Origin of the sequence: Streptomyces sp. CA-181903, from assembly GCF_050937075.1 — a bacterium.
In the GTDB taxonomy this organism is placed as follows: Bacteria; Actinomycetota; Actinomycetes; order Streptomycetales; family Streptomycetaceae; genus Streptomyces.
The window spans coordinates 812,047-834,943 of sequence record NZ_JBNJLY010000001.1 but is presented as its reverse complement, the minus strand read 5'-3'; the positions used below and the strand labels follow the sequence as shown (position 1 = coordinate 834,943).

Sequence of the window (22,897 nt, the reverse complement as noted above, 5' to 3'; positions counted from 1 at the left end):
TGTGAACGGAGCCAGACCCTAGCCGGATAATCCGCCGGTACGCCAATTCGCCTATGGCGAAGGGATAATCATATAAAAATACGGAAGGTGTGGCCTGTCATTCGGACGGGTTAATTTTCCGGGCATCACATCCGTGACCGCCTTGGGTATGTGATTGTCTGCCCGCATGCACGCCACTCGACCGGTCCGCCGGGAATCCGGAGCCGTCGTCATCACAGGATGGGGAGCCACAACTCCGCTCGGCGGCAACGCGATCGGCACCTGGCACAACCTGATCGCCGGCAACAGCGGTGTGCGGCGCATCCAGGAGCCATGGGCCGACTGTGTGGACGTGCGGATCGCCGCACCACTGGCCGTTGACACCGATCAGGAACTGGACCGGGTCACCCGCCGCAGGACCGACCGCTGCCAGCAGGTCGCACTGATCGCGGCCCGGGAGGCATGGCAGCACGCCGGCACGCCCGATGTCGAACGCGAGCGGCTGGCCGTCGTGATCGGCACCAGCGTCGGCGGCGCGCGCACACTGCTGAACCAGGACGCGGCACGCCGCGAGAAAGGCACCCACGGCGTCTCACCGTTCACCATTCCCATGATGCTGCCGAACGGCCCGGCCACAGCCGTCTCGCTGGACCTGCGCGCACGGGCCGGCGTCCACTCACCGGTCAGCGCGTGCGCGGCCGGGTCGGAGGCGCTGGCCGTCGCGGCCGACATGCTGGCCTGGGGCCGCGCCGACGTGGTCGTGGCCGGCGGCGCCGACGCCTGTATCAGACCTCTGTCGATCAGCGGCTTCGACCGGATCGGCGCCCTGGCCCGGCGCGACGACGACCCGGCCGGCGCCAGCCGCCCGTTCGCCGCCGACCGCTGCGGCTTCGTCCTCGCCGAAGGCGCGGCCGCCCTGGTCCTGGAACGCGCCGATCACGCCCGCGCACGCGGCGCCCGGATCCTGGGCGTCCTGGCCGGACACGGCGTCACCAGCGACGGCCACCACCTCACCACCCCGCTGCGATCGGAACAGACCCGCGCCATCCGCCAGGCCCTGACGGCGGCCGACCTGGCTCCCACGGACGTAGCTCTCGTCAGCGCTCACGCCACCGGCACTCCGGTGGGCGACCACACCGAAGCCGAGGCGATCACCGAGGCCCTCGGCCGACACCCGGCGGTGACCGCGATCAAGTCCGCGGTCGGGCACACGCTCGGCGCGGCCGGAGCCCTCGCCGCCGTCATGACCTTGATGGCCATGCGGGAAAGCCTGATCCCGGCCACCCTCAATCTCGACCATCGCGATCCCCTGATCGACCTGGATCTGGTGGCCAAGGAACCCCGCCGGCAGCCGGTGCCCGCCGCACTGGTCCAAGCCTTCGGCTTCGGCGGTCAGAACGTCGTGCTCGCCTTCCGACGGCACACGTGACGGCTTTGCGTCCGTAGCGCCGGTACGGGCGGCGGGGCCACCATCGGCGCCAAGCGCCGTTGTGCCATGCGAGACGTCGGCAGGTTCTTCGTCTGCTGCTACGGCCGGCCGCCGCACGTCGCTCTCGCGACCTGGCCGTCGCTTCCCGGGTCTTGGCGGCCCTGGAGCGCGTGGCTCGGCGGGAGCTGGCGGCACCAGGCCGGGTACGTGCGGCGAACTTCGAGGGCGCCCGCTCGCGGCGGGAGGTGTTTGCGGCGGGAGGTGCTTGCGGCGGCGGGGGCGCCGGTCGACGGCCTGGCGGCGTTCCTCGATCGCGTCGACGACGGGCGGATGTGGCGGATCGCAGGCTATCCGGTCTGGTCAGGTCTCCGGAGACGGCCCGGGATGCCCACGAGTTCCCGCGCCTGGGGCTGTAGGCAGGGTTGTGTGATCTCACCGAACCGGCCCTGGGCGAAGCGGCGCGGGCCCGGTGAGTACTGTCCTGGTGGGAGCCCGCCCGAGCGCTGCCGCCGCTCGCTGCCGCCGTCGGGCGGCACGGCGCAGGAGGCGGTGGCGCGGTCGGCGGGGGCGGCGGTCGACGGCGTCCCCGACATGGCTGTGCCGCACGAGCTCCTGCGCACGTACCCGTTGACCGCCCCGACTACTGCCCCTTGCCGCCGAGACCCGATCGGATTTCCCTCCCGCATGCTGCTGTCCCTCATCGTCATCGCCGTCTCCGCCTCCATCTGGGTGTGGAGGAAGCGCCGCGCCAGGCCGTCCGCAGCCCAACTGGCCGCCGAAGGCTGGCTGCCGCCGGAGCGGCAGAACGCGGAGCGGTCCTTCGCGGACCACGAAGCCGTCGCCGTGGTGGCGGCCCTCGAGCGGGGCGACTGGCAGCCCGCCGCCCAGGCGCTCGAGGCGACGGGCACCGACTGGGAACGGCGCTCGGCTCTGGCCGGCATCATCGGCGAAGAGGCGGCCAAGGACGACGTCTGGCTGCGGGCCTGGCAGACCGCGCTCCCCGACGACCCGGGCGCGGCCCTGGTCAGGGCCGAGGCGAAGGTGGCCGTGGCCTGGCAGATCCGCGGCACGGCCTGGGCCAAGGACACCACGGCCGAGCAGTTCGCGGGATTCCACCGCGTGCTGGAGGAGGCGAGGGAGGACTTCGCCCGGGCCGTCGCCCTGGCCGCGCCCGGGGACCCGACCCCGTACGCCGCCGCGATCCCGCTGTACAAGGGCACGGGCGCCTCGCACGAGGAGATGCGGAAGCTGTGGGCGGAGATCACCTCACGTGCCCCGTACCACTTCGGAGCCCACTCGGGCGCGCTGTCGTACTGGTTCCCGCGCTGGCGCGGATCGGAGGAACTGGCCCTGGAGTTCGCGTGGACGGCGGCACGCACGGTTCCGCCCGGCAACCTGATGACGATGCTCCCGCTGCAGTACTGGTACCACCACCTGGACGACGACGCTCCGGACGTCGCCTACCGCTCGGTCCACCTCACCGCCATGGTCGACGCCACGCTGATGGACGTGGCGGCGTGCCGCCCCGGCCACCCCTGGCTGGCCGACGCCCGCCACCTCCTGGCGTACGTCCTGACGAAGCAGGAGCGGTACGCGGAGGCGGTGGAGCAGTTCCGCCTGCTGGACGGCTGGATAGGGGCCGCGCCCTGGACCCACTACGCCAAGCCGGAGGTGGCCTTCTGCGGCTACCGCGACATCGCGATCATCGGCGCCCGGCAGGCGAACCGCTGACGGGGGCGGGGTGTGGCAGGGAGCGGGTTGTGGGAGTTGCCCTCGGATGCGGGCTCCACTGTGCTCCGCGAGCGGGCCACTTCCGGTTCGGTGGCAGGCGCCCCGAACCGCCGCCCGCGCCGTCTTGGCAATACAGCGCGAGCCTGCCGCGGGGCGTCACGGTGGTTCGGTCGGGGGCACCAGGTTCCGGCTCGCCGAGCGCAGAAGCCGCCCCGTTGTCGGAGTTACGCCGTGCGGTCCCGACGCATGACGCGCATCCGGAAACGCAGACCGCCGGGCATGCGGTGATCGTCGAAGCCGTCGAAGCCGTCGAAGCCGTCGAAGCCGTCGAAGTCGTCGAAGTCGTGGGAGTCGAGGAACGCCACCGGCCCGCCCGGTGAGTCGAAGGTCCGGCGGTCGCGCGGGGTGAGCGGTAGGTCGGGGTATCCCTCGGCGCGGGCGAGCAAGCCGCCATCGATGATGGTGATTTCGATGGCGGCTGCGTGTGAGACGTAGCGGCCCGCGTAACGGGACAGGTCTTCCGGGGCGGGTTCGGGCTCCGGGGCGGGCAACGGGCCGGGCGCGTCGAGCAGCGAGTTGACGGCGTCGACGCCCTGATCGGAGTTGGTGAGCACGACGACGGCGGTCCGGGTGGCGGGGTCGGCGGCGATCAGGCCGGACTGGCCGGGGTTGGCGCCGCCGATCCGCACGCCGGCCTGGGCGGCGTTGGCCCAGACCATCCAGCCGAGGCCGGCCCCGAGCATGGTGGCCACGCCGCCAGGAGCCGGTGCGTGCAACGTGCGCATGACCTCCGTGCCGGGCGTGCGCAGGTGCGCCAGGGTGAAGCGGCCGAGGTCGGCCGCGGTGGACACCAGGGTGCCGCCGGCCGGATCGAGGCCGCGCGTACACATCGGGTTGTCGATCCGCCGGGGGAGCGCGGCCGGTTCGCCACCGCGGACCACGTGACCGCGGACGGTGCCCAGGTCGTGCTCGGCGTCCACGCCGGTGACGAAGCCCGTTTCGCGCATGCCCACCGCGTCGAGGACCTTCTCGCGCAGCGCCTCCCGCCATGTCCGGCCCAGCAGGACCTCGACCAGCCGGCCGGCGAGGACGACGCCGCCGTTGCAGTAGGAGAACGTCGCGCCCGGCGGGAACAGGGAGCCCGTCCCGCGCAGCATCTCGGTGTAGCGCGCGATGGCGTCATCGTCGTTCCCGGTGTCGACGAAGATGTCACCGGCGTCCATCCCCGTGGAATGCGACAGCAGGTGGCGTACGAGCACCCCGCTCCAGGGTCCCGGGACGAACCGGACCAGGGGCTCGTCCAGACCAAGTCGCCCTTCGAGGACGCAGCGCATCACCAACTCCGCCGTGAGCAGCTTGGTGATCGAGCCGATCCGGAACCTGGTGCCGGCGGTCACCGGCTCGCCCGTCTCCGCGTCGGCCACGCCCGCCGCGCCGACGCCCGCCGCGCCGTCGACGATCCCGGCGACCTGTACACCCGCCACCGACGGCAACGCCGCCAGCCGCTCCGCCGTCGCCTGCGGATCGGCGGCCAGGGCTGCGATGGGGTCGGACGCAAGGCTGCCGAGGGCGTTCGGCACAGGTTTCATCACAGAGTTCCCCCTTGATGCGATGACGACGAAGACGGTCGGCAGGAGCCATCGCTGCCAGGCCGGGAGGAGACATCGGCAGTAGTGCCGCTTGTGATCGGACGGTCGGCCGCGATCGCGGATGGCCGCCACGGTGGTCAGCCTTCGGGAGGCAGGCCGAGGTGCTCCTCCAGTCGTGCGATGCGCCGGTTCAACGGGGCGAGTTCGGCGCGGACGGCCGCGGCGAGGTCTCGCGGTGCGTCGGCGGACGCCGTCGGCCGACCACCCTGCCCGCCTTCGGCCTGCATATGGACGTAGCCCGCCAGCGCGGCGGTGACGGCCCGGCGGACGAGCTTGGGATCGGCCCCCAGTGCTCGCAGTACCTGTCCGGCGATGCCGTCGGATTCGCCGGACAGGCCGAGCAGCAGGTGTTCGCAGCCGATGTAGTTGTGGCTGAGGGCGGTCGCCTCGACGACCGCCAGCTCCAAGGCGTTGGACGCGGGCCCGTCGAGCCGGTGGGTACCACTGTCCGGCGGGGCGGTCACCTGCCGTCCGGACCGGCGTCGGGCCAGGTCACGTCCGACCTGCTCGGGTTCGATCTCCAGGGCGCGAAGCACATGCAGGGCCAGGTTGGTGCCCTCGTCCAGCAAGGCGCCCAGCAGGTGCTCGGTGCTCGTCCTCGGGGAGCCGGCGTCGCGCGCTCGCTCGACCGCCAGTTTGAGCACGGCTCGCGTCCGCACGGTGAAGTGCGCCAGCGCCCCGGCCGGGGCGTCGTCGAGATCGGCCAGGACCGTCTCCCGGATGGCGGTCACCCGGCGCACGGCCTGCTCCAAGGCCCGCTGGCACACAGCCGACACCGGCACGCCGGTCTTCTTGACCGCGTCGGCCAGATCATCGGGTAGGTAGACGTTGATCTTCGGCATACCCCCAAGATAACCCCATAGGGGGTAGGGAGTACAGTGAAAGTCGTGTCTTTGAAGGGCGATGTACTCGAAGTGCCGCTCGCGGTGGGCTACTTGATCTGCTCGGTCGCTCAGGCCGGCCGGTCCCGCCGGGGGTTGGGGGAGCGCAGGCCGTACTCCGGGGCGATGCGGCCGCAGCCCTGGGAAAACGGCTTCGTCCCAGACGGTGATGTCGATGAGTCGATGGACACCCTCGTACGGATCGGCGGACTGCTGCAGACCCGAAGTGCATCTCATGCCCATGCCCATGCCCATGCCCTCACTCCTGGTCCGGGTCCTTCCGATGGTCCCGGGCGCCAGGGACTTGGGCCGTCACCTGTTCGAAAGCAGGCGCATCACCGGCCTGCCCGTGTGCGAGGACCAAGCGCAGCGGGCGGCACCGGCCGACGGCGGTCAAGTGGCCCTGGTCGTCAGGCCGCCCCGAGTAGGCCGGCCCGGGGTGCCAGGGCCCGGGACAGCCCGAGGGCGTGGTCGCCGGGCTCGCCGGTCGGGGCCTTTGCGCGGGCCCCGGACGCGTATTGCTGTGCGCGCACGATGGGTGAGCCGACCGCGGCTCCACTTTCAGGAGGGCGCGCCCGCCCAGGCGGTCAGCGCCCGGGCCCGTTCGTCGTCGCGCGTGCCGCCGTCGGTGGTGCGGGTGGCCCACGCGACGTGGCCGTCGGGGCGTACGAGAACCTCGGTCACCCCGTCGAGGTCCGCGTGCTCGTCGTGCGTGTCGACGGTGACGGCCGTGACCCGCGAGCCCCAGCCCGCGTCGACGGCCTCCCGAACGGCCCGGCCCCCGGCCAGGGCGAGCAGGACGAAGCGGCTGTCTTGGGCGAGCAGTTCGTACACCCGCGTCGCCCGCGAACCGGCGGCGGTCAGCCCGACGTCGGGCATACGCCGGCCCACCAGCGGATCGGCGCCCGGGGTCGTCGGCGGGTAGCGGGTGCCGAGCGCGGAGATCCGATCGGCGAGCCAACGGTTCACCTCCGTCATGCCCAGCAGATGGTCGAGGAGTTCGCGCAGGGCCGCGGCCGGGCGCCGGTACTGCGCGATCAGCGTCAGCTCCGCCAGTAGGGTCTGTACCTCGGTGTTCTCGGTCACCGACCGGCCGACCGGCCGGCGCTCCCCGTCGTAACTGTCCAACAGCCCCGGCGGGGCCCAGCCGTTGACGGCGGCGGCCAGCTTCCACCCCAGGTTCACGGCGTCCTGGAGGCCGGTGTTGAGGCCCTGGCCCGCCGCGGGGAAGTGGATGTGGGCGGCGTCGCCCGCCAGCAGGATGCGTCCCGAACGGTAGCGCTCCGCGAGCCGGGTGGCATTGCCGAAGCGCGACAGCCAGCGGGGCTCGGCGACCCCGCAGTCGGACCCGGTGATTCTGATGAGTGACGCACGGAACTCCTCCAGGGTCACGGGCTCCCGGGCCGGCACGCGTATCCGCTCCGGATCCAGGCAGACGAACCGGGTGAGCCCTCCCTCCAGCGGCGCGACGAGCACGCCACGGGCCCGTGCCACGTCGAGGGCGCCGGGCTGCGGGTCGACTACCGCGAAGTCCCCGAGCACCCCGGTCAGGGTCTCGTCGGTGCCGGGGAAGCCGATTCCCGCGGCCTGCCGCACGACGCTGCGTCCGCCGTCGCACCCGACCGCGTACAGGCCGCGTACGGTCTCGGTGCCGCCGCCGGGCACGCGCGCCTCCACCTCCACCCCGTCGCCGTCCTGACGCACGCCGAGGACTTCGTACCCCCGGCTGACCTCCACCCCCAGCTCGTGCGCCCGTTCTTCGAGGATCGCCTCGGTGCGCGCCTGGGCCAGGAAGAGGGTGTAGCCGTGCCGGGAGTCGAGGGCGCCGAAGTCCAGCCGGGTGCGCAGACCCGCGAAGTGCCAGCCCGGGACGGTCCGGCCGAGCGGGAGGAACCGGTCGAGCAGCCCTCGCTGGTCCATCAGTTCCACGCTGCGCGGGTGCAGGCTCAGCGCCCGCGAATCGCGCTGCGGTTCGGTGCGGCGCTCCAGGATCCGGGTCCGTACGCCCGCCGACGCCAGCTCGCAGGCGAGCATCAGGCCGGTCGGGCCCGCGCCCACCACCATCACATCGGTGTTCATCGGAGGCACTCTCCCCTATTTAATGAACGACGTTCACGTGAACGTCGTTCACTATAGTGAGGTCCATGAGCTCCCCGTCAAGCCCGACCAGAGGCCGGCCGGCCCGACTCGACCGGGCCCGCACCCTCCGGACCGCCCTCGACCTGCTGGACGAGGCCGGTCTCGACGCGCTGACCATGCGCCGGCTCGCCGACGCGATGGACGCCCGGGCCGGCGCCCTGTACCGCTACTTCGCGACCAAACAGGACCTGCTCACCGCGATGGCCGAGCGCATGCTCGACGGGGTCGCCGACGCCGCCGGGCCGACCGGGGACGGCGACTGGAGCGAGAGAACGGCGTGCCTCGCCCGCGCACTGCGCACGGCCCTGCTCGCCCACCGCGACGGCGCACGCGTCTTCGCCGGCACGCACTCGACCGGCCCGAACACCCTGCGCTTCGCCGACCGCCTCGTCGGCGTGCTGCGTGAGGCGGGCTTCGGCGACGACGAAGCGGCGCGGGCGCTCTACGCGGTGACCAACTTCACCGTCGGCCACACCCTGGAGGAGCAGGCCGCCCTCCGGCCGAGGGGCGAGGGATCCGCCGGTGCGGGGCCTACCGATGGGGGGCCTGTCGTTGTAGGGCCCGCCGATGCGGGGGTTCTGCACGAGGCGGTGACGGCGGGAACGTATCCGCACCTCGCCGCCACCCTCCCGGCGCTCACCGATACGGACTTCACGGCACACTTCGAGTTCGGACTGCGACTGCTCCTGGACGGACTGCGCGCCGCCCGACGGTGAGTCCGGGCGCCTCCTCCGTCACCACCGCGGTCCCTGCGCTGCGGGCCAAGGCGGCCCGGGAACGGACCACAGACGGCGTACGGGCCCGGGCGCTGCGCCGGGCGCGAACCGAGTACGTCGGCCTGCTGCCCGCCGGGCCATCCCAGCAGCCGCGCCGGACCGCGTGCCGACGGAGATTCCGCCCGCCGTCTGAGGGCGCAGACCGCCCACGTCTCACGTCGGGTTCGGGGACTCATCCCCTCTGCTCACCTGCGGACGGTGTGCGTGCCGGCGGTGATGTCATCCGTGCTCGGCCCGGCCGGAATGCGCCGACGCACGGTGCGGGCGGTGATTGCCGGCAGCAGGGCGGTTGACAGGGCAAGCGCGGCTGCCACGGCCAGTTGCACCGGTAGTCGACGGCCGCGACCATGGCCGTGCCCGCGAGGAGAGCGAGTCCGGTCGGGGCGAAGACCAGCGTGTTCGCCGTGGCCGCCACCCGGCCGAGGAGTTCGTCCGGCGCAGGCCCCGCCCCTGACGACCAGGTGCAGAACCCAAGGTGGCCGCGTGCCGTGCACATCCGCGCGCGCCGGTGTCGGCGCACCCGCTTCTGCCGCGATTGCGTGAATCCGCAGGCATGGCGCGAGTAGGCAAACGTTTCCTCTGGGTAGCCACGGTGCGGTCCCTCTCTGGGGCTTGAGAGGTATGGGTTCCTGCCATGGGCGGGAGCCGGGAGAAGGGAAGCAGCGATGAGAGTCTCGGCACGCGTGGCAGCCTGTGTGGCATCCGCAGCCGCTGTGATCAGCGGTCTCGGCGTCGGCGCAGCGACAGCCCAGGCAACCGCCCACAGCCGTCCCCCGGCGGCGGCAGCCGCCCCGGCGCGACCGTTCGACAACGTGCCCGCGCCGAGCTGCTCCGACAACAACAACACCGTTCCCTGCTGGGAGTACCAAACCTGGTACTGGACTTACGACAACTGCAACAAGGCGGGCACCAGCGCCGTGGACGCGGACCGGGGCAAGTTCGACAACCACGTGTGCGCCCTCACCGGCAACGGCGTAGGTGTGGGGCTGTGGCTGCACAAGCTGCACGACTGACCGCGCCGTACGAATGACAACGGCGCCTGGCCTCCAGGCGCCGCACGATATGGACGGCAGGGGGCCCTTCCCGGCTCGCCCGTTCACCGAGGCCGAGGTGCTCGCTTACCCGTCCGCGAAGCCGTCGGCCGGGTGGGAGCCGGGCGGGAGCTGGAGCGGTTGTCGAGGGATCGCGGGGCACCGATCCCTGCCGGCAGCCGGACATGTGGCGCCACAAGCCGCTGATTCCCGTCCCGTGTCCGGGAGTGCGAAGATCGCGGCGTGAACACGCATACGCGCGACGAGCCCGGTCGGCCGGCCGGTGCCCCGGTCCGGGCCGGTATTCCCGAGCACGGGCGGATTCCCAAGTACTACGCGGTCAAGACGCGCCTCGCCGGGCTGCTCGACGAGCTGGGGGAGGGCGGTCTGCTGCCCACCGAGCGCGAGCTGGCCGCGCGCTTCGAGGTGTCCCGGGAGACCGTGCGGCAGGCCCTGCGCGAACTGCTGCTCGAGGGGCGGTTGCGGCGGATGGGGCGCGGTACGGTCGTCGCGGGGCCCAAGTTGGAGCAGCCGCTCTCCCTGGCCAGTTACACCGAGGGCGTGCGCCGCCAGGGCCGCCGCCCGGGACGTTCGCTCGTCGGCCTGGACCGGCTCGCCTGCCCGGCCGCCCTCGCACCCGACCTCGGGGTGGAACCCCTCGACCCCGTCTGGCACCTGGAGCGGGTCCTGCTCGCCGACGACGAACGGGTGGGGCTGGAGAGTACGTACGTGGCGGTGGAGCGGGCGCCGAGGCTGGATACGGACTTCGAGCCGGACTCCTCCTTCTACGGCTACCTCCGCGAGCGGCTCGGCATCTCGTTCGGGGACGCGGACGAGCGGCTGGAGACCGTCCTGGCCACGCCGCGCGAGGCCCTGCTGATCGGTACGCCGCCCGCGCTGCCCATGCTGCTGATCCACCGGGTGTCCCGGGACACGGAGGGCCGGCCGCTGGAGCGCGTGCGCTCGCTCTACCGGGGGGATCGGTTCTCCTTCACCGCCCATCTGCACGGCGGGAGTTGACGAACGGAGTGGGACGCCCGACCCGGCGCACATAACGAAAAGGTAACGGGTCTAGTCCAAGATTGATGCCCGGTTTCCCGCCGGTTCGCCGAACGGTCGCCCGCGCGTCACCCGCCCTGACGACTGTTCGGGGCATGCGAGTCATAGTCGTCGGAGCCGGCGTCCTGGGAACCATGCACGCCTGGCAGGCAATCGAGCGCGGCCACGAGGTCGTCCACATCGAACGCGAGGCGGAGGCCCGGGGTGCCTCGGTCCGGAACTTCGGCCTGATCTGGGTCAGCGGCCGGGCCGCGGGGGAGGAGCTGGCCACCGCGCTGCGGGCCCGGGAGCTGTGGGAGGAGATCGGCGCCGCCGTCCCCGGCCTCGGCTTCCGCGCCAACGGCTCGCTGACGGCCGTCACCACCGAGACCGAACTCGCCGTAGCCCGGGACGCGTTGAACCGGCCCGACGCCGCCGCCCGGGGCCTGCGCCTCCTCACCCCCGACGAGGTACGGGCCGCCAACCCGGCCCTGCGCGGCACCCTCCTCGGCGCCCTGGCCTGCGACCGCGACGCCGCCGTCGAACCCCGCACCGCCCAGCGCGCCCTGAAGGAAGCCCTGCTCCGCTCCGGCCGCTACACCTTCCTCGGCGGCCGCGAGGTCCGCGACCTCGTGGACACCGCCGCCGGGTCCGCCGTCCGCGACGACCGCGGCGAAGTGCACGGCGGCGACGCGCTCGTGCTCTGCACCGGCGCCTGGCTGGGCGGCCTCGTCCGCGAGCTCGCCCCGGAACTGCCCGTCCGCCGCGTACGGCTGCAGATGATGCAGACCGCGCCGCTGGGCGAGCCGCTCACCACCTCCGTCGCCGACGCCGACAGCTTCCGCTACTACCCCGCCTACGACGGCCCCGCCCTCGACGCGATGGCCGCCGCACAGGCCCAGACCCCGACCGCCGCCGAGCACCGGATGCAACTCCTCATGGTGCAGCGCGCCGACGGCGGACTGACCATCGGCGACACCCACGAATACGCCGAGCCGTTCGGCTTCGACGTCGACGAGGCCCCGTACGAGCACCTCGCCTCCGTCGCCGAGGCGCTGCTCGGCTGCCCCCTGCCGCCCGTCCGGCGCCGCTGGGCCGGCGTCTACGCGCAGTGCGCGGACACCACCCGCGTGGTGCACCGCGAGCGCCTGCGCGACGACGCCTGGCTGGTGACCGGCCCCGGCGGGCGCGGCATGACCTGTTCCCCGGCGATCGCCGAGGCCACCGCGAACGAACTGGGCTGGTGAGGAAGTTGACCGAACGCGTGAACCTGGTCGTGCTGGACATGGCCGGCACCACCGTCGCCGACGACGGCCTGGTCGAGCGGGCCTTCGACGCCGCCGCGCGGACCCTCGGCGCCGAGCCGGGCAGTGCCCGCCACGAGGAACAACTCGCCTACGTGCGCGCCACCATGGGTGAATCGAAGATCTCCGTCTTCCGCCACCTCTGCGACGGCGACGAGCAGCGGGCGCGGCGCGCCAATGCCGCATTCGAGTCCGCCTACGGGCAGTTGGTCGCCGAAGGCCGCTGCGAGCCGGTTCCCGGCGCCCGCGAGGCGATCGAACGGCTCCGCGCCGACGGCCGTACGGTGGTCCTCACCACCGGTTTCGCCCGCGTCACCCAGGACGCCATCCTGGCCGCCCTCGGCTGGACGGACCTCGCCGACCTCACCCTCTGCCCCGCCGACGCCGGCGGGCGCGGCCGGCCGTACCCCGACATGGTGCTCACCGCCCTGCTGCGCACCCGTGCCGCGGACGACGTCCGGCGGATCGCGGTCGCGGGCGACACCTCCTACGACATGCTCTCCGGCACCAGGTCCGGCGCGACCGTCGTCGCCGGCGTGCTGACCGGAGCCCACGACGAGGCCGCGCTCCGCGCCGCCGGTGCGACCCACGTCCTCGGCTCCGTGGCCGAACTCCCCGCCCTGCTCGCACGGTTGGAGGACGACCGTTGAGCACCGGCATCCGCTTCGACGGCGTGACGGTCGCCTACGACGGGAACGTCGTCCTCGACACGTTCGACCTCACCGTCGAGCCCGGCGAGGTCATGGCGCTGCTCGGGCCGTCCGGCTCCGGCAAGACCACCGCCCTCCGCGCGGTCGCCGGCTTCGTACGGCCGGCCGCCGGACGGGTCCTCATCGGAGGCGACGACGTCACCGGCCTGCCGCCGCACCGGCGCGGCATCGGCATGGTGGTCCAGCAGTACGCCCTCTTCCCCCACCTGCGCGTCGACGCCAACGTCGCGTTCGGCCTCAAGGCGCGCCGGACGCCACGGGACGAGACCGCCGCGCGCGTCGCCGAGGCGCTGGAGGCGACCGGTATGACCGGCTACGCCAAGCGGTACCCGCGCGCACTCTCCGGCGGCCAGCAGCAGCGCGTCGCCATCGCCCGGGCCCTGGCCATCCGGCCCGGCGTCCTCCTCCTCGACGAGCCGCTGTCGGCCCTCGACGCCCGGCTGCGCTCCGGCATGCTCGCCGAACTCGCCCGTCTGCACCGCGACTTGCCCGACGTCACCATGCTCTACGTCACCCACGACCAGACCGAGGCGCTCACCCTCGCCGACCGCGTCGCCGTCATGGACCGCGCCCGCCTGCGGGACTGCGGCACCCCGCGCGAGCTCTACCGGCGGCCGCGCACCGGGTTCACGGCCTCCTTCGTCGGCGACGCCAACCTCCTGCCGGTGACGGTCACCGGTCGCGGTGTACGCCTCGGCGACACGGACCTGGAGGTGCCGACCGGCGACGCCGCGGCCGGCGCCCCGGCCACGCTGTGTCTCCGCCCGCACCTGGTCGGGCTGGGGGAGGGGCCGCCCTCGGGGCCGAACCCGGGGACGAATCCGCGGACGGAATCGGGCCCGAAACCGGGCACGAAACCGGGCACGAACGTCCTGCGCGGAACCGTCGCCGAAGTGCAGTGGCGCGGCGTCACACACCGCCTGGGTGTCGACGTCGCCGGGCACCGCGTCATCGCCGACGTCCGCGAGCTCCGCGAGACGCCGGCGCCCGGCACCGCCATCACACTGCACTTCGCCGCGGCCGACGCGGTGCTGCTGCCGGCGGGCGAGGCCGGGGGTGCCGCCCATGGCTAGCGTCCGGCTGCCACTCGCGCCGACGGCCGCCCCCGCCCCCGCGCGGCGGCGGATCCCGGCCTGGACCCTGGCGCTCCCGCCCGTCGCCGCCCTCGGCGTCTTCTTCCTCCACCCCCTCGCCCTCGTCGTGTGGCAGTCCGTCTCCCCGGACGGCGGCGGGCATGGATTCGCCGCCTACACCGAGGTGTTCGGCCAGACCGCGTTCCGCGAAGCCCTCCGCAACACGGTGCTGATCGCCGTCGGCGCGACCGTCGGCGCCCTGCTCCTCGGCTTCGCCCTCGCCCTGGTCATCGCCTTCGTGCCGATGCCCGGCGGCAAGGCGATCGGACGGTTCGTCGACGTCTTCCTGTCCTTCCCCTCCTTCCTGATCACCCTCGCGCTGCTGTTCGTCTACGGCAGCGCCGGCCTGGCCAACGGCGTCTGGACCGGGATGACGGGGGCCGCGTCCGGCCCGTTCGACTTCCTGCACACGCCCTGGGGCGTCGTGCTCGCGGAGGTCACGTACTTCACGCCGTTCGTGATGCGTCCGCTGCTCGCCGCCTTCTCGCAGCTCGACACCGCGCAGATCGACGTCGCCGCCTCGCTCGGCGCCCGCGCCCCGCGGATCGTCCGGCAGGTGATCCTGCCCGAGGCCCTGCCTGCGCTGGCGGCCGGCGGCTCGCTCGTCCTGGTGATGTGCCTCAACGAGTTCGGCATCGTCCTCTTCACCGGCGCCAAGGGCGTGACGACGCTGCCCGTCCTCGTCTACGGCAAGGCCATCCTCGAAGGCGACTGGACCGGCGCCTGCGTGGTCGCCGTCGTCAACATCGTCCTCTCCGTGGCCATGTACGGGCTCTACCGGACGCTCACCAACCGCCTGGAAGGAACCCGTCGCCGTGCTCGTGCATAGCCGCCGCGCCCGCCTGGTGGTCCAGGCCGTCTTCCTCGCCCTGTTCCTCCCGGTCTTCGCGCTGCCGTTCCTCGTCGTCGTGGCCGCCTCCCTGGCCACCCGGTGGAGCGGCGCGCTCCCCTCCGGCGCGACGCTCGACCACTACCGGGCCGTCGCCCACGGAGAGGCGCTCGACGCCCTGACCACCAGCATGCTCACCGCCCTCGCGGCCTCCGCGCTCGCCCTCGCCACCGGCACCTGGGCGGCCCTCGCGGCCCGGGGCCCGCGCGCCCGCCGCGTCATCGGCCTGCTGTTCATGCTGCCGGTGGCCGTACCGTCCGTGGTCGTCGGCCTGGCCCTGCTGGTCGCCTTCTCCAAGCCCCCGTTCCTGCTCAACGGGACGCCCGCGATCGTCGTCCTGGCCCATGCGATCCTGGTCACGGCCTTCGCCCACCAGTCCGTGTCGGCTGCCCTCGACCGTCTCGACCCCGCCTACGAGCAGGCCGCCGCGAGCCTCGGCGCCGGCCCCCTGCGCGTCCTGCTGCGGGTGCGGCTGCCGCTCCTCCTGCCGTCCCTCTCCGCGGCCGCGGGCCTCTGCTTCGCCCTGTCGATGGGCGAGCTCAGCGCCACGATGATGCTCTACCCGCCCGACTGGCTGCCGCTGCCCGTCAAGGTCTTCGCCGCCACCGACCGCGGCGCCCTCTTCCCCGGTGCCGCGCTCGCCGTCGTCCTCATCGGCACCACGCTCCTCGTGCTCCTCGCGGTCTCCCGCGTCCGCACCCGAGCCTCCCACCGCTGACCCACCCCTTCCTCGAAGGAGTCCCGCCCGTGCCCCGCCCCGTACGCTGCTCCCGCTCGCCCCCCTGCTCCTCCTCCCGCTCACCGCGTGCGGCGGGACGGCCGACGCCGGCGCGAAGGAGATCACCGTCTACAGCGCCGACGGCCTCAAGGCCGAGGACGGCTCCGGCTTCTACGACAAGGTCTTCGAGGACTTCACGAAGCGGACCGGCATCAAGGTCGACTACGTCGAGGGCGGCTCCGGCGAGATCGTGCAGCGCCTGGCCCGCGAGAAGTCCAACACCAAGGCCGACGTCGTCGTCACCCTGCCGCCCTTCGTCCAACAGGCCGACGGCAAGGGCCTGCTGGCCGCCTACCGGCCCGCGGGCTCGGACAAGGTCGCGGACGGCGACAAGGACCCGGCCGGCAAGTGGACGGCGGTCGTCAACAACTACTTCTGCTTCATCCACAACTCCAAGGAGCTGAAGGACGGTCCGCCGAAGACCTGGCGCGACCTCCTGGACGGCAGGTTCAAGGGCAAGCTGCAGTACTCCACTCCCGGAGTCGCGGGCGACGGCACGGTCGTCCTCATCAAGGCCATGCACGACCTCGGCGGCAAGGAGCCCGCCATGGCGTACCTCAAGGACCTCCAGAAGAACAACGTCGGCCCCTCCAAGTCCACCGGCCAGCTCGCCCCCAAGGTCGACAAGGGCGAACTCCTCGTCGCCAACGGGGACGTCCAGATGAACTTCGCCAACATGAAGACGATGCCGAACCAGGGCATCTTCTTCCCCGCCGGCGACAGCGGAAAGCCCACCACCTTCGCGCTGCCGTACGCGGCCGGGCTGGTGAGGAACGCCCCGCACACCGAGAACGCCAAGAAGTTCCTGGACCACCTCCTCACCGAGCGGACGCAGCGCGACGTCTCGGCCGTCGGCGGCGGCTTCTCCGCCCGTACCGACGTCAAGGCGACCGATCCGAACGCCGCCTCCCTGGCCCGCGTCATGAAGGACGTGGAGGTCTTCCGCCCCGACTGGGCCGACATCGACAAGAACCTCACCGCCTACGTCGCGGCGTGGCGGGAGGCCACCGGCAGCTGAACGGAGCCGCCGCGGCGGCGGGCGCGGTCATGCCACCGGCCCCCGAACGTGCCGACCGGCGTGTCCCGGCCCCGCGTCAGACGGGCTTCTGGGAGGCGGCGGCGTCCGGGTTCAGGTCGGCGAGGGCCAGGCGGTGCGCCGGGGCCTCGGGGAGGACCACGCGGCGGGTGGCCCGGGGGCCCGGGGCGACGTGCAGGAGTTCGCCCGGCTCCATCAGCCGCCAGTGGGGGTTGTCGTCCATGCGCTCGCTGGCGACGACGACCGCCGGGTGGCCGGCCAGGTGAGGGGAGTGGACGCGCATGCGCCCCCGGCTGCCGCTGTGGTCGAGGTGCCGCCCGCCGTGCGGGCCGCCCGGCAGGCGCTCCAGGACGTACAGCTCGTGGGTGTCCGGGTAGCGCAGCGCCCACAGGTGCCCGGACGTGACGAGGACGACGTTGAGGGCGTAGACGGGCAGGTTGCGGGCGATCCACCGGGCGGCGTGCTCGATGCCGGCGGCGACATCGCCGTCCCTCTTCCGCGTTTCGCGGGTGATGAGGGCGAAGAACCGTTCGGAGTCGGTGTCGCCCTTGACGAGGGCGCGGTCCTCGCCCAGGTGGGCGTCGAGCTCGTCGAGGCCCTCGATGACGCCGTTGTGGGCGAACAGCCGCCCGTCCTGTTCGAACGGGTGGGTGTTGCGGGTGTCGAGGCTGCCGGTGGAGGCGTAGCGGACATGGGCGACGAAGGTGGCCGACTCCACCCGCCGGGCCTCCTCGGCGAAGGCCCGGTCCCGGTAGGCGGCGATCGGCGCCTTGTCGACGTGCGGGGTTCCGTCCGCCGCGAAGTGGCCCAGACCGGTGCCGTCGGGGTCCTTGCGGCTCTGCCGGCTGAGGCTGTCGGGGGCGTCCAGCAGCCAGAACGTCGCGGAACCGCGCTGGGGGGCACTGCTGAGGCCGAACAGGCGGCACATGGGTCTTCTCCTCGGTCGCCAGGCGGCCGGCCCGCGCCCGCGGGTGCGAGGGCACAGGCCGTCCGGTGGGGGCGGGTGGTCAGTGACGGCCGGGGCGGCGGGGGTTCTTGGTCTCCGCGCCGTGGGCGAAGCCGCCGGCGTCGTCGGCGTCGCGGTGCGGCTCGTGCTGCTTGTCCAGCCGGGTCAGGACCCGGCTCAGGTCCTCCAGGAGCAGGTCGGCGAGGTCGTGGCTGAAGCCGTTGCGGACCACGATGCGCAGGACGGCGAGGTCCGTGCGGTTCTTCGGGAAGGTGTAGGCGGGCAGCAGCCAGCCGCGTTCGCGCAGCGCGGCGGAGACGTCGAAGACGCTGAAGTGGTCGATGCCGTCCCGGATCCGGAAGGCGAAGACGGGGATGTCACCGCCGTCCGTGAGCAGTTCGAACGGCCCGAGCCCGGCGATCTCGGCGGCCAGGCGGGTGGCGACGTCGCGGCAGGTCTGCTGGACCCGCCGGTAGCCGTCGAAGCCGAGGCGGAGGAAGTTGTAGTACTGGGCGACGACCTGGGCGCCCGGCCGGGAGAAGTTCAGCGCGAACGTGGGCATGTCCCCGCCGAGGTAGTTGACGTGGAAGACGAGGTCGTCGGGGAGGGCGTCCTCGTCGCGCCACAGCGCCCAGCCCACCCCGGGCATGACCAGGCCGAACTTGTGCCCGGAGGTGTTGATGGAGGCGACCCGCGGCAGCCGGAAGTCCCATTCCAGGTCCGGGTCGAGGAACGGCGCGATCATCCCTCCGGACGCCGCGTCGACGTGGAGGGGGACGTCCAGCCCGGTCCGTGCCTGGAGGTCGTCCAGCGCCGCCGCGATGCCGGCGACGGGCTCGTAACTGCCGTCGAAGGTGGAACCGAGGACGGCGACCACGCCGATCGTGTTCTCGTCGCACAGCTCCACCGCCGTCTCGGGGGTGAGGTGGTAGCGGTCGCCTTCCATGGGCACGTAGCGGGGCTCGACCTCGAAGTAGTCGGCGAACTTCTCCCAGCAGATCTGCACGTTGATGCCCATGACGAGGTTGGGCCGGTCGGTGGGCCTGCCTTCGGCCCGGCGCTTGTGCTGCCAGCGCCGTTTGAGCGCCAGACCGCCGAGCATCGCCGCCTCGCTCGACCCGGTGGTCGAGCAGCCGATCGCGTGACGGGGGTCCTCGGCGTGCCAGAGCCGGGCGAGCATGTGCACGCACCGGTTCTCGAGTTCCGCGGTCTGCGGGTACTCGTCCTTGTCGATCATGTTCTTCTCGGCGCACTCCGCCATCAGGCGCAGTGCCTGGGGTTCGGCCCAGGTGGAGACGAACGTCGCCAGGTTCTGCCGGGCGTTGCCGTCGAGCATCAGCTCGTCGTGCACCACCTGGTAGGCGGTGTCCGGCTGCATCTCCCCGTCCGGCATCGCGTACCGCGGCACCCGGACGGGTTCCCTGCTGAAGACCGGATTGACCTCCAGGTCCCTGCTCTCGCCGTGGTCGTGCCGCTTCACCGTCATACGCGCTCGGTCCCTTCCGTCCCGGCCGGTGACCGCGGGCGGCCGCCGTGGGACAGTCATGACGCATTGCATTCGCCTGGATTTACATGGTAGCGGCCGCTGTCTCTCCCCGAACCGGTGTAAAGGTCCAGGTCCCTCGAGGCCGCCGGCCGTGCGGCGGTGGCGACGGACGGGGAGGCGGCGGGCGACGGAGCGACGGGCGACGGGGTGATGGGTGAGGGGTTGACGCGCAGTCCTGTCACGGCCGCGTCGGCGCTGCGGATGAGGTAGAGGTCGGCCCGCAGGTGGGTGAGGGTGACGGCGATCGGCAGCACGGGGGGCGGCGGGAGCGCTTCCGCGTCGAACGTCAGGCAGAGCAGGGGCTCCAGGCAGCCGCTGAACCGGCCGACGAACAGGGTGACGTCACCGGCGAGGCGCATCTCGTCGCCGGACAGGTCGATCGGAGGGTGCGCCGCCGTCGCCTCCGCGCCGTGCAACCGGTAGTCCGCCAGGGTGGCGGAGGACATGTGGAGGGCGAGGACCTTGCGCCGTCCCGCCGCGGTGGGCAGCGAGGTGACGGTGGTGACCGTGAGGTGGCTGGTGGTGAAACGGGAGGCGGTGACCGGCTGGGGACGGGAGACGGCCGCCGCGGGGACGGGCGCCGCGCCGGGGGCGCGGGGGAGGAGGGCCGTGAGCAGGACGGCGGGCAGCACGGCGGCGAGGGCCGTGGAGGGAGGGGCCGGGGGAGGAGCCGGGGGCCCGGGGGCCTTCGCGGTGGACGAAGGGACGCGGCGGGCCGGTTTCCGGGCCGGCCGGCCCGGAGCCCAGGCGAACCCCATCGCGCCCCCGGCGATCCCCAGGCACGCCCCCACGAAGTAGCCGCCCAGGTTGCTGGCGGGGAAGGAGAACACCGCCAGGAGCACGGCGTGCAGCCCGATGTAGTGGCGGGCGCGGGGGAGGAACCAGAGGAAGAGGCCGGCGGCGACCAGCGCGCAGCCCAGGCCGAGCGTGGCGAGCCCGCCCGTGCCCAGCGTGATCACCACGGGGAGCGGGGCGCAGGTGACGGCGACGAGCTCGGCGCCCGCCAGCAGCAGGAGCGTCCCGGCCCAGAACGGCCGGGTCCGGCGCCACCTGCGCGGTGCCGTACGGCGTCGGGGCGCGGGAGGCGGCGGTTCCGGCGCCGCGTCGTGGTGCACGGTCAGTAGCACCCCTTGTCGCCGGGGCGGATGCTGAGGGCCAGGCCCTTGAGGCGGAAGTTACCTCCGGTGGCGGAGCGGGCGTGGGTGCGGATGCCGTCCACTTCGAGGTCCGTCGCCTGGAGGCCGAACTGCCCGGCCGCGCCCTGGCTGTGGGGCACCGCGTCCAGCGTGGAGGCGTCCCGGCCGAGCTCCATCCGTCCGAACCGGGCGTCGCCCGTCAGGTCGTCCACGTCGATGACGAGATCGTCGACCGTCACCGCGGTGTCCCGGTCGCCCGCGGTGAGCTTGAACGTCACCGTCCCGACCGGGGTGTTGACGCGCGTCGACTCGCACAGGCCGGTGAGCGTCGCGTTCCCCACGCCGATCCTGGCCTGCGGCCGGCCCGGGCCGTCGACGGTGCGGTCCACCGCGGTGAACACGGTCAGCCCTTTGCCGGTGAGCTTCCGGGCGGAGATCTGGGACGTCGTCCCCGAGACGGCGAAGGACGCCGCCAGCACGCCCTGGGCCATGGCCACCGCCATCACCCCGACGAGGGCCAGCGCGAGGGCCGCGACCGGCACCGCCCGCCGCCACACCGTACGGCCCTCGGCCGGCGTCGCCGCGTCGTCCGCCACCCCGCTCATGTCCCTCCGCCTCCCCGGCCGCGGCGAGCCCTCTCGCCCCCCGCAAGAAGCTGCCCGCCCACCAGGTCCGTAGTCGTGACGTGATGTCACCCATGAGGAGGAATGCCGGGGTGGGCGCTGCGGTTACGCTGACGCACGCAGCTGGTTCGCCCCGTCGGCCGGACGGGAGCGTCGTAAGAGGGAACCCGGTGGGAATCCGGGACTGCCCCGCAGCGGTGAGCGGGAACGACCGCCGTCATACGCACTGGGCCCGACGCACGGGCCCGGGAAGCGACGGCCAGTAGGTGCCTCGTACGGGATCCGACGGATTCCGTACGCCACGGGGCGCGCCCGCGAGTCCGAAGACCTGCCCGCTGCCCGTACGCCCCCAGTGCGTGCGGCCGGCCGGCCGTCGTCCGTACGTGCCGCCGGTCCGTTTCCCGCGACTCGCGAAGGAGAGTTGACGTGGCCGACACGACCGCCACCCTGCACGCCGCCGCCAAGGGCCCGGCCGATTCCCGGGTTTCCCTAGCCCACATCATGAGCGAGCACGACACCAACCTGTACGGCACGATCCACGGCGGTGTGGTGATGAAGCTCATCGACGACGCGGCCGCGGCCGCCGCCGGGCGGCACGCGGGCGGCCCCGCGGTGACCGTCTCGGTGGACCGGATGACGTTCCTGGCCCCGGTACGCGCCGGTGACCTGCTGAGCGTGCACGCCGAGCTGGAACGAGCGGGCCGGACCTCGATGAGCGTGGCGGTCCGGGTGACCGCGGAGCGGTGGAACGCCTCCGGGCCGGTCACCGATGTGGCCACCGGGCGGCTGACGTTCGTCGCGGTCGACGCCGACGGCAGGCCCCGCCCCGTACCGGCACTCGGGGAGCCGGGAGCGGCCGGCTCCTGACCCCCGGGGGGCGGTCCGGTGCGCCGGACCGCCCCGCCCCGCCGGCCGCGTCCCGGCACTTCGTCGTCCCCGGACCGGTGATGACGATCGTCCCGTCGCCGAAGTGGCCGCCGCGGTGGTGGAGTTCGCGGCGCCGGACCCGCTTCCGCTCCCGGGCGGGGTCCGGCATGGAGCGGATCATCCCGTGGCGCCTCGCGGCCGCACCTAGGCCGGACCGCCGCAGTCGACGGGAGCGGCGTGCGCGGGATCCAGGGCGTTGGCCACGAGCCGGAAGGCGACGGGGTCCGCCAGGGCGAGGGTCCAGTGCGCGGCCGGGTCGAGCGGACACACGTCCTGGAGCAGGATGTTGTCGACGTCCGGGCCGGTGAGGAACTGGGAGCGGTACGGGACGACCACCTCGTCGAAGCGGGTGGCGATCACGGTGTACCGCACACCCGGAACGGTGTCGCCGCCCCGGTTGAGCTCGCGGAGGAAGGCGGATCCCGCGAGCTGCTGCCGGAGGGCCGGGTGGTGGAGGAGGACGGTGGTGGCGGGGACGTACCGGGCGAGCGTGGACAGTCCCAGCACGGTCGTGCCGTGATTGCTGGGCCCGAGGCCGACGAGGGTGTGCACCTTGCGTGCCCCGCCGAGGAACCGCAGGTAGTAGCGCGGCATCATGCCGCCCTGGGAGTGCCCGACGATGTCCACCTGCCGGGCGCGCGTCGTCGCCAGCACCTCGTCGACGAAGGAGGCGAGTTCACCGGCCGAGCGTTCGACCGGGCCGAGGCCGGCGAGACCGGGGGCGTCGGGCACCCGCCCGTAGTCCAGGGCGAAGACGCAGTACCCGCGCCGCGTGAGGTGGCCGGCGAGCGCGGGCCAGGTGGCGGCGGCGTCCAGCCACGTCCCGTGGACGAGCACGACGGGTCGCGGGTGTGCGGCGGACGGTCTGCACGGGCGCCCGTCCCCGCTGCCGGGCGGCCCCGGTGGGACGACGGGCCGGGCCGACGCCGTCGCGGCGCCCGCACCCGGCGACGTCCCGGACAGGAGCAGGAGAACCGGCAGTATGGCGCAGAGGACGAGGCGGAGCACAAGGCGGGGTGGGATCACTGCGGCGATTCCTCCGTCAACGCTGGAGCCCCGGGGGACCCGCGAGGCCGCGTTCCCCTCCCGAGGGCGCATCTTCGCCACCGCTACCCGGCTCGTACGCCGCCGAACTCCGGCCCGGCCCCGCACGCGTGTGCGTCGCACCCCTCGGAAGGGTGGCCGTCCCCCGGCGGCCCCTGTCCGCCGCGGCCGG

19 protein-coding genes, 1 pseudogene and 1 riboswitch are annotated in these 22,897 nt (G+C 73.1%); of the genes and pseudogenes, 12 read left to right on the top strand and 8 right to left on the bottom strand.

The genetic code is table 11. The features are described 5' to 3' along the window. The first annotated feature begins 166 nt into the window (after positions 1–166). Complete coding sequence (locus tag ACQEVS_RS03490) at positions 167–1,408, top strand: beta-ketoacyl-[acyl-carrier-protein] synthase family protein (protein WP_433015027.1); 1,242 nt, start codon at positions 167–169, stop codon at positions 1,406–1,408. Positions 1,409–1,834: 426 nt separating this feature from the next. Next, positions 1,835–3,139, top strand: coding sequence for a hypothetical protein (locus ACQEVS_RS03485; RefSeq protein WP_433015024.1), 1,305 nt, complete (start codon positions 1,835–1,837; stop codon positions 3,137–3,139). A gap of 224 nt (positions 3,140–3,363) precedes the next feature. Here ACQEVS_RS03485 and ACQEVS_RS03480 read toward each other — a convergent pair whose 3' ends face one another. The 3 genes from ACQEVS_RS03480 to ACQEVS_RS03470 form a co-directional block, all read right to left on the bottom strand. Then, positions 3,364–4,728, bottom strand: a complete 1,365-nt coding sequence (locus tag ACQEVS_RS03480; RefSeq protein ID WP_433015021.1) for a serine hydrolase domain-containing protein — start codon at positions 4,726–4,728, stop codon at positions 3,364–3,366. Between the two features lie 137 nt (positions 4,729–4,865). After that, positions 4,866–5,630, bottom strand: coding sequence for a Clp protease N-terminal domain-containing protein (locus tag ACQEVS_RS03475; protein WP_433015018.1), 765 nt, complete (start codon positions 5,628–5,630; stop codon positions 4,866–4,868). A 600-nt stretch (positions 5,631–6,230) separates the two neighbouring features. After that, positions 6,231–7,748: a monooxygenase gene (locus ACQEVS_RS03470; protein WP_433015015.1), complete on the bottom strand. Its 1,518-nt coding sequence runs from the start codon at positions 7,746–7,748 to the stop codon at positions 6,231–6,233. Positions 7,749–7,813: 65 nt separating this feature from the next. On the opposite strand from ACQEVS_RS03470, the gene ACQEVS_RS03465 reads away from it, so the two are divergent. The 9 genes from ACQEVS_RS03465 (at position 7,814) to ACQEVS_RS03425 (ending at position 16,485) form a co-directional block, all read left to right on the top strand. Further along, positions 7,814–8,524: a TetR/AcrR family transcriptional regulator gene (locus ACQEVS_RS03465; RefSeq protein WP_433015012.1), complete on the top strand. Its 711-nt coding sequence runs from the start codon at positions 7,814–7,816 to the stop codon at positions 8,522–8,524. An 872-nt stretch (positions 8,525–9,396) separates the two neighbouring features. After that, entirely contained in the window at positions 9,397–9,597 is a 201-nt protein-coding gene (locus ACQEVS_RS03460; RefSeq protein ID WP_433015009.1) for a hypothetical protein, read from the top strand. A 261-nt stretch (positions 9,598–9,858) separates the two neighbouring features. After that, positions 9,859–10,635 carry a GntR family transcriptional regulator gene (locus ACQEVS_RS03455; protein WP_433015006.1) on the top strand — a complete coding sequence of 259 codons (777 nt, stop codon included), beginning with the start codon at positions 9,859–9,861 and terminating at the stop codon, positions 10,633–10,635. Positions 10,636–10,769: 134 nt separating this feature from the next. Continuing rightward, the gene (locus ACQEVS_RS03450) at positions 10,770–11,900 is read left to right on the top strand and encodes a TIGR03364 family FAD-dependent oxidoreductase (protein WP_433015003.1); all 1,131 of its coding nucleotides are present in this window, start codon (positions 10,770–10,772) and stop codon (positions 11,898–11,900) included. 5 nt (positions 11,901–11,905) lie between these two features. After that, positions 11,906–12,607 (top strand): phosphonatase-like hydrolase, encoded by a 702-nt coding sequence (locus ACQEVS_RS03445; RefSeq protein WP_433015000.1) that lies wholly within the window; start codon positions 11,906–11,908, stop codon positions 12,605–12,607. Further along, positions 12,604–13,740, top strand: a complete 1,137-nt coding sequence (locus ACQEVS_RS03440) for an ABC transporter ATP-binding protein (RefSeq protein ID WP_433014997.1) — start codon at positions 12,604–12,606, stop codon at positions 13,738–13,740. Before ACQEVS_RS03445 ends, ACQEVS_RS03440 begins: the two co-directional genes overlap by 4 nt. Beyond that, positions 13,733–14,629: a 2-aminoethylphosphonate ABC transporter permease subunit gene (locus ACQEVS_RS03435; protein WP_433014994.1), complete on the top strand. Its 897-nt coding sequence runs from the start codon at positions 13,733–13,735 to the stop codon at positions 14,627–14,629. Before ACQEVS_RS03440 ends, ACQEVS_RS03435 begins: the two co-directional genes overlap by 8 nt. Next, entirely contained in the window at positions 14,616–15,407 is a 792-nt protein-coding gene (locus tag ACQEVS_RS03430) for an ABC transporter permease (RefSeq protein WP_433014991.1), read from the top strand. The genes ACQEVS_RS03435 and ACQEVS_RS03430 overlap by 14 nt, the downstream gene beginning before the upstream one ends. A gap of 46 nt (positions 15,408–15,453) precedes the next feature. Further along, a complete protein-coding gene (locus ACQEVS_RS03425; protein WP_433027219.1) occupies positions 15,454–16,485 on the top strand; it encodes a 2-aminoethylphosphonate ABC transporter substrate-binding protein in 1,032 nt (343 codons plus the stop codon). Positions 16,486–16,561: 76 nt separating this feature from the next. On the opposite strand, the gene ACQEVS_RS03420 is transcribed toward ACQEVS_RS03425, so the two are convergent. The 4 genes from ACQEVS_RS03420 to ACQEVS_RS03405 all read right to left on the bottom strand — a co-directional run bounded on the left by ACQEVS_RS03420 (position 16,562) and on the right by ACQEVS_RS03405 (position 20,736). Next, on the bottom strand, positions 16,562–17,431 hold the full coding sequence (locus ACQEVS_RS03420) for a class II glutamine amidotransferase (RefSeq protein WP_433014988.1): 870 nt from the start codon (positions 17,429–17,431) through the stop codon (positions 16,562–16,564). A gap of 79 nt (positions 17,432–17,510) precedes the next feature. Next, on the bottom strand, positions 17,511–18,935 hold the full coding sequence (locus ACQEVS_RS03415) for a glutamate decarboxylase (protein WP_433014985.1): 1,425 nt from the start codon (positions 18,933–18,935) through the stop codon (positions 17,511–17,513). Positions 18,936–18,991: 56 nt separating this feature from the next. After that, a complete protein-coding gene (locus ACQEVS_RS03410) occupies positions 18,992–20,110 on the bottom strand; it encodes a DUF6114 domain-containing protein (RefSeq protein WP_433014982.1) in 1,119 nt (372 codons plus the stop codon). Positions 20,111–20,112: 2 nt separating this feature from the next. Then, a complete protein-coding gene (locus tag ACQEVS_RS03405) occupies positions 20,113–20,736 on the bottom strand; it encodes a DUF6230 family protein (RefSeq protein ID WP_433014979.1) in 624 nt (207 codons plus the stop codon). A 125-nt stretch (positions 20,737–20,861) separates the two neighbouring features. Further along, a riboswitch (cobalamin riboswitch) is annotated at positions 20,862–21,104 on the top strand. Between the two features lie 151 nt (positions 21,105–21,255). Between ACQEVS_RS03405 and ACQEVS_RS03400 the strand changes: the two are divergent. Next, positions 21,256–21,588 (top strand): annotated as a pseudogene (locus ACQEVS_RS03400) (acyl-CoA thioesterase); the annotation flags it as partial. Between the two features lie 237 nt (positions 21,589–21,825). Here the strand turns inward: ACQEVS_RS03400 and ACQEVS_RS03395 are convergent. Further along, on the bottom strand, positions 21,826–22,707 hold the full coding sequence (locus ACQEVS_RS03395; protein ID WP_433014976.1) for an esterase/lipase family protein: 882 nt from the start codon (positions 22,705–22,707) through the stop codon (positions 21,826–21,828). Positions 22,708–22,897 lie beyond the last annotated feature (190 nt).

Bases quoted from the DNA above. Each gene is read 5' to 3' on its own strand.
- ACQEVS_RS03475 (WP_433015018.1), bottom strand. From the start codon at position 5,630: ATGCCGAAGATCAACGTCTACCTACCCGATGATCTGGCCGACGCGGTC.
- ACQEVS_RS03470 (WP_433015015.1), bottom strand. From the start codon at position 7,748: ATGAACACCGATGTGATGGTGGTGGGCGCGGGCCCGACCGGCCTGATG.
- ACQEVS_RS03465 (WP_433015012.1), top strand. From the start codon at position 7,814: ATGAGCTCCCCGTCAAGCCCGACCAGAGGCCGGCCGGCCCGACTCGAC.
- ACQEVS_RS03450 (WP_433015003.1), top strand. From the start codon at position 10,770: ATGCGAGTCATAGTCGTCGGAGCCGGCGTCCTGGGAACCATGCACGCC.
- ACQEVS_RS03405 (WP_433014979.1), bottom strand. From the start codon at position 20,736: ATGAGCGGGGTGGCGGACGACGCGGCGACGCCGGCCGAGGGCCGTACG.
- ACQEVS_RS03420 (WP_433014988.1), bottom strand. From the start codon at position 17,431: ATGTGCCGCCTGTTCGGCCTCAGCAGTGCCCCCCAGCGCGGTTCCGCG.
- ACQEVS_RS03435 (WP_433014994.1), top strand. From the start codon at position 13,733: ATGGCTAGCGTCCGGCTGCCACTCGCGCCGACGGCCGCCCCCGCCCCC.
- ACQEVS_RS03415 (WP_433014985.1), bottom strand. From the start codon at position 18,935: ATGACGGTGAAGCGGCACGACCACGGCGAGAGCAGGGACCTGGAGGTC.
- ACQEVS_RS03490 (WP_433015027.1), top strand. From the start codon at position 167: ATGCACGCCACTCGACCGGTCCGCCGGGAATCCGGAGCCGTCGTCATC.
- ACQEVS_RS03480 (WP_433015021.1), bottom strand. From the start codon at position 4,728: ATGAAACCTGTGCCGAACGCCCTCGGCAGCCTTGCGTCCGACCCCATC.